Annotated in this window: 3 rRNA genes; all 3 read right to left on the bottom strand. The window is 55.6% G+C overall.

The annotated features are described in order from the left end of the window. Window positions 1-343: 343 nt before the first annotated feature. The 3 genes from rrf to M3T53_RS09770 all read right to left on the bottom strand — a co-directional run bounded on the left by rrf (window position 344) and on the right by M3T53_RS09770 (window position 5699). Window positions 344-466: ribosomal RNA gene (rrf, locus tag M3T53_RS09780) — 5S ribosomal RNA — on the bottom strand. A 164-nt stretch (window positions 467-630) separates the two neighbouring features. Continuing rightward, window positions 631-3761, bottom strand: a 23S ribosomal RNA gene (locus M3T53_RS09775). A gap of 373 nt (window positions 3762-4134) precedes the next feature. Then, window positions 4135-5699, bottom strand: a 16S ribosomal RNA gene (locus tag M3T53_RS09770). The 16S, 23S and 5S rRNA genes sit together here, the layout of an rRNA operon. Between the last annotated feature and the right edge of the window lie 256 nt (window positions 5700-5955).

The raw sequence follows: 5955 nt of genomic DNA, 5'->3' as shown, positions 1-5955 counted from the left end.
ACAGTTTGTTTGGGCGGGTATTCAACCCTGAGCACACTTCCCCTGGTTTTCCACGCGGGCAATTCCCCTTTTGAGGGCAGGTGATGTCAAGTTCTGGGCTTGGCAGAGAGCGCTTCACCGGTCGAGACTTATCGGGCGTCGAGTAGAGGATTCAACGTATTCACCGGGTTGCAAAGGCTCGCGCGTGGGGTGTTTTAGTGTTGCGCGGGCTGTGTGGGCCCCTGTTTTCGTGGTGTTGTTGTGGGTGTGTGTTGTTGTGGGTGTGTGTTGTGGGCCCGAACCGAGTTGAACACAACAGTGTGTGTGTTCAACGTTTGGTTCGGGCCCACAACATTATGTGTGTTTGTGGCGGCGTCCTACTCTCCCACACCCCCCAGGGTGCAGTACCATCGGCGCTGTAGGGCTTAGCTTCCAGGTTCGAAAAGGAAAAAATGCTGGGCGTTTCCCCTACGCTATGACCACCACAAAGTCTCTATCGTCCTCTCACACCCCCACACCTATTCCCCGCCCGCAATCAATGCTTAAAGGGGGGGTGTTAGGGGGGTGGGTTGAACGTGATTCGTATAGTGGTTGCAAGCACACAATGAAAAAATTGTTCTTGCTTTCTCCCATCGCGTGTGCGGTGGGGGTTGTGTTTAGTGTCGGCCCATTAGTACCAGTCGGCTCACGAGCACATTACTGTGCTTCCACCTCTGGCCTATCAACCCAATAGTCTCTTGGGGGCCTCACACCCACAAAACGGGGCATGGAAACCTCATCTTTAAGCAAGCTTCCCGCTTAGATGCTTTCAGCGGTTATCCTTTCCGAACGTAGCCAACCAGCCATGCACCTGGCGGTACAACTGGCACACCAGAGGTTCGTCCATCCCGGTCCTCTCGTACTAGGGACGGCCCTTATCAAGTTTCCTACGCGCACAGAGGATAGGGACCGAACTGTCTCACGACGTTCTGAACCCAGCTCGCGTACCGCTTTAATGGGCGAACAGCCCAACCCTTGGGACCAACTCCAGCCCCAGGATGCGACGAGCCGACATCGAGGTGCCAAACCATGCCGTCGATATGGACTCTTGGGCAAGATCAGCCTGTTATCCCCGGGGTACCTTTTATCCGTTGAGCGACCACGCACCCACGTGCCATGGCCGGATCACTAGTTCCTGCTTTCGCACCTGCTCGACCCGTCGGTCTCACAGTCAAGCTCCCTTGTACACTTGCACTCGCCACCTGATTACCAACCAGGCTGAGGGAACCTTTGAGCGCCTCCGTTACATTTTAGGAGGCAACCGCCCCAGTTAAACTACCCACCAGGCACTGTCCCCAACCCGGATCACGGGCCAAGGTTAGACATCCGCTTACACCAGAGTGGTATTTCAACGACGACTCCACCCAGGCTAGCGCCCAAGCTTCACAGTCTCCCACCTATCCTACACAAGCCTAAGCGAACACCAATACCAAGCTATAGTAAAGGTCCCGGGGTCTTTCCGTCCTTCTGCGCGAAACGAGCATCTTTACTCGTACTGCAATTTCACCGAGTTCACGGTCGAGACAGCGGAGAAGTCGTTACGCCATTCGTGCAGGTCGGAACTTACCCGACAAGGAATTTCGCTACCTTAGGATGGTTATAGTTACCACCGCCGTTTACTGGGGCTTAAATTCAAACCTTCACCCACCACAAGAGCGGGCTAAGCTCTCCTCTTAACCTTCCAGCACCGGGCAGGCGTCAGTGCGTATACATCGTCTTACGACTTCGCACGCACCTGTGTTTTTGATAAACAGTCGCTTCTCCCTCTTCTCTGCGACCCCCAACCGCAACCACACCGCACGGGCATGACACCATCGGAGGTCCTCCTTATCCCGAAGTTACGGAGGAATTTTGCCGAGTTCCTTAACCATGATTCACTCGAACGCCTCGGTATACTCTACCTGACCACCTGAGTCGGTTTAGGGTACGGGCGCGTAACACCCTCACGTCGAGGCTTTTCTCGGCAGCATAGGATCACCACCAGCCAACCCACAAGGGCCAGCCTCATCAGTCCTCACCCACCAAGCCACCCGGATTTACCTAGGCAGCGGGCCACAACCTTAAACACGCACAACCATCGGCGTGCGGCGGCTACCTGTCTGCGTCACCCCTGTTAACACGCTTGCCTACACACCAACGGGACCCCAAGACCAACACACATGCCACAACCCGAAGGTCACAACACAATGCTGGCGATTGGTTAGCACAAAGGCTTCAACACTTGGCGGTTATTACGCGGTACCAGAATATCAACTGGTTGTCCATCGACTACGCCTGTCGGCCTCGCCTTAGGACCCGACTAACCCAGGGCGGATAAACCTAGCCCTGGAACCCTTAGTCAATCGGCGGAAGGGATTCCCACCCTTCATTCGTTACTCATGCCTGCATTCTCACTCCCACACGCTCCACCAACCGTTCCCAGCAGGCTTCACCGCACGCAGGACGCTCCCCTACCCACCCACGCACCCACAAGAACCTCAAGCCCTCAGGGTCCACGCGCGAGTGCCACAGCTTCGGCGGTACGCTTAAGCCCCGCTACATTGTCGGCGCAGAACCACTTGACCAGTGAGCTATTACGCACTCTTTCAAGGATGGCTGCTTCTAAGCCAACCTCCTGGTTGTCAACGCGACTCCACATCCTTTCCCACTTAGCGCACACTTAGGGGCCTTAGCTGATGATCTGGGCTGTTTCCCTCTCGACTACGAAGCTTATCCCCCGCAGTCTCACTGCCATGCTCAACCTAATGGCATTCGGAGTTTGGCTGACGTCAGTAACCCATAGGGCCCATCGGCCATCCAGTAGCTCTACCTCCACCAGGCAACACACAACGCTGCACCTAAATGCATTTCGGGGAGAACCAGCTATCACGGAGTTTGATTGGCCTTTCACCCCTACCCACAGCTCATCCCCCCAGTTTTCAACCTAGGTGGGTTCGGTCCTCCACAAAGTCTTACCTCTGCTTCAACCTGGCCATGGGTAGATCACCCCGCTTCGGGTCTAGAACACGCGACCAACGCCATAAATTTCAGACTCGCTTTCGCTACGCATACCCCACACGGGTTAAGCACGCCACGCATCACTAACTCGCAGGCTCATTCTTCAAAAGGCACGCCATCACCCCACAAGGCTCTGACGGCTTAAAGGCACACGGTTTCAGGTACTATTTCACTCCCCTCCCGGGGTACTTTTCACCATTCCCTCACGGTACTATGCACTATCGGTCATCAAGTAGTATTCAGGCTTACCAAGTGGTCTTGGCAGATTCACACGAGATTCCACGAGCCCCGCGCTACTCGGGCACTTATCCAACGCACAACCGCACCGGTACGCCTACACGACTATCACGCACTCCGGTCACCCATCCCAAGGTGTTCAACTCCCAACACGATCACACGCCCTCCCCCGGCAGAAGAAGGAACAAACAAGCCCCACAACACCGCACACGCAACGCCCGCCGACTATCACACGCACACGGTTTAGCCATCCTCCGCTTTCGCTCGCCACTACTCACGGAATATCTTCTCCTACGGGTACTGAGATGTTTCACTTCCCCGCGTTCCCCCCACCACCCTATACACGTTCAGATGATGGTAACCAGGCACAACCCCAGCTAGGTTCCCCCATTCGGACACCCTCGGATCACAGCTCGCTCGCCAACTCCCCGAGGCATTTCGCAGGCCACAACGTCCTTCATCAGCTCTTGATGCCAAGGCATCCACCGAATGCCCAACAAAACTAAACAAAACCACAGAACAAAAAATAAGATGCTCGCAACCACTATACAAATCACCAACAACCCACCACACCACCCACAAGACCACAACAGCCCCACAAGCAGCAAGCCAAACACCACCACAAACAAAACCATGTGGCAACGCCCAACAAACAGGTGTTGAACGTGAACCCGACAGCATGCTTGCCCCCCCAGCGCGAACACCACCCATCAAGACAGGCAACACCCACACCAGAAGAAAACTGCTTACACCCAACCCCAAAACAACACCCACACCCCCAACCCACAAACAGGCCAGAACACAGCATGAGCACACAAGAAACCACCACACACCCACAAACACGCAGGCACGCAGCAGCCCCCCGCAAACAGGGCTCCCTAGAAAGGAGGTGATCCAGCCGCACCTTCCGGTACGGCTACCTTGTTACGACTTCGTCCCAATCGCCAATCCCACCTTCGACCACTCCCCCCACCACAACGATGGTTAGGCCATGAGCTTCGGGTGTTACCAACTTTCGTGACGTGACGGGCGGTGTGTACAAGGCCCGGGAACGTATTCACCGCAGCGTTGCTGATCTGCGATTACTAGCGACTCCACCTTCATGGGGTCGAGTTGCAGACCCCAATCCGAACTGAGACCGGCTTTAAGGGATTCGCTCCGCCTCACGACATCGCAACCCTCTGTACCAGCCATTGTAGCATGCGTGAAGCCCAAGACATAAGGGGCATGATGATTTGACGTCATCCCCACCTTCCTCCGAGTTAACCCCGGCAGTCCCCCACGAGTCCCCACCACAACGTGCTGGCAACATAGGGCAAGGGTTGCGCTCGTTGCGGGACTTAACCCAACATCTCACGACACGAGCTGACGACAACCATGCACCACCTGTACACCCCCAACCAAATGACCCCACATCTCTGCAGGAACAGGGCGCATGTCAAGCCTTGGTAAGGTTCTTCGCGTTGCATCGAATTAATCCGCATGCTCCGCCGCTTGTGCGGGCCCCCGTCAATTCCTTTGAGTTTTAGCCTTGCGGCCGTACTCCCCAGGCGGGGCACTTAAAGCGTTAGCTACGGCGCAGAAACCACGGGTGGCCCCCACACCTAGTGCCCAACGTTTACAGCGTGGACTACCAGGGTATCTAATCCTGTTCGCTCCCCACGCTTTCGCTCCTCAGCGTCAGTAACGGCCCAGAGACCCGCCTTCGCCACCGGTGTTCCTCCTGATATCTGCGCATTCCACCGCTACACCAGGAATTCCAGTCTCCCCTACCGCACTCAAGCCAGCCCGTACCCACCGCAAGCCCCCAGTTAAGCCAGAGGATTTCACGACAGACGCAACCAACCGCCTACAAGCCCTTTACGCCCAATAATTCCGGACAACGCTCGCGCCCTACGTATTACCGCGGCTGCTGGCACGTAGTTAGCCGGCGCTTCTTTACCCACTACCCTCACCACAACCCAAAGCTGCGGCTTGACCATGAGCGAAAGAGGTTCACAACCCGAAGGCCTACATCCCTCACGCGGCGTCGCTGCATCAGGCTTCCGCCCATTGTGCAATATTCCCCACTGCTGCCTCCCGTAGGAGTCTGGGCCGTATCTCAGTCCCAATGTGACCGGTCACCCTCTCAGGCCGGTTACCCGTCAAAGCCTTGGTAAGCCATCACCCCACCAACAAGCTGATAGGCCGCGAGCCCATCCCCCACCAAAACACCCAAAAAAAGATGAATCTTTCCACCCACCCCCATGCGGAAGCAAGTGAATACCCGGTATTAGCAGCCCTTTCAGACCGTTATCCCAAAGAAGAGGGCAGGTTACTCACGTGTTACTCACCCGTTCGCCACTCACCCAACCCAACGCAAAAACGCCAAGCCAGGCCCGTTCGACTTGCATGTGTTAAGCACGCCGCCAGCGTTCGTCCTGAGCCAGGATCAAACTCTCCGAACAAAAACATCCAGAAAAAACCCAAAACCAACCCCAAAAACAACAGGGCCAACCCCAGGCAATCCCAACCAAAAAACAACTCAAAAACAAAAAACAGGCATAAACAAAAACAAACACACTATCGAGTTCACAAACAACACCAACACACGACCAAACACCCACAAACAGGCACTCAACCGGGCCACAATCACCACCAACCACCCAACAGCAGCTCACGGCGACAAGAAAAAAATCTACACAACCCCACACCCACCGTCAA

Origin of the sequence: Actinomyces sp. B33 (genome assembly GCF_028437565.1) — a bacterium.
Taxonomy (GTDB): Bacteria; Actinomycetota; Actinomycetes; order Actinomycetales; family Actinomycetaceae; genus Pauljensenia.
This window is presented reverse-complemented; position numbering and strand designations above follow the sequence as displayed.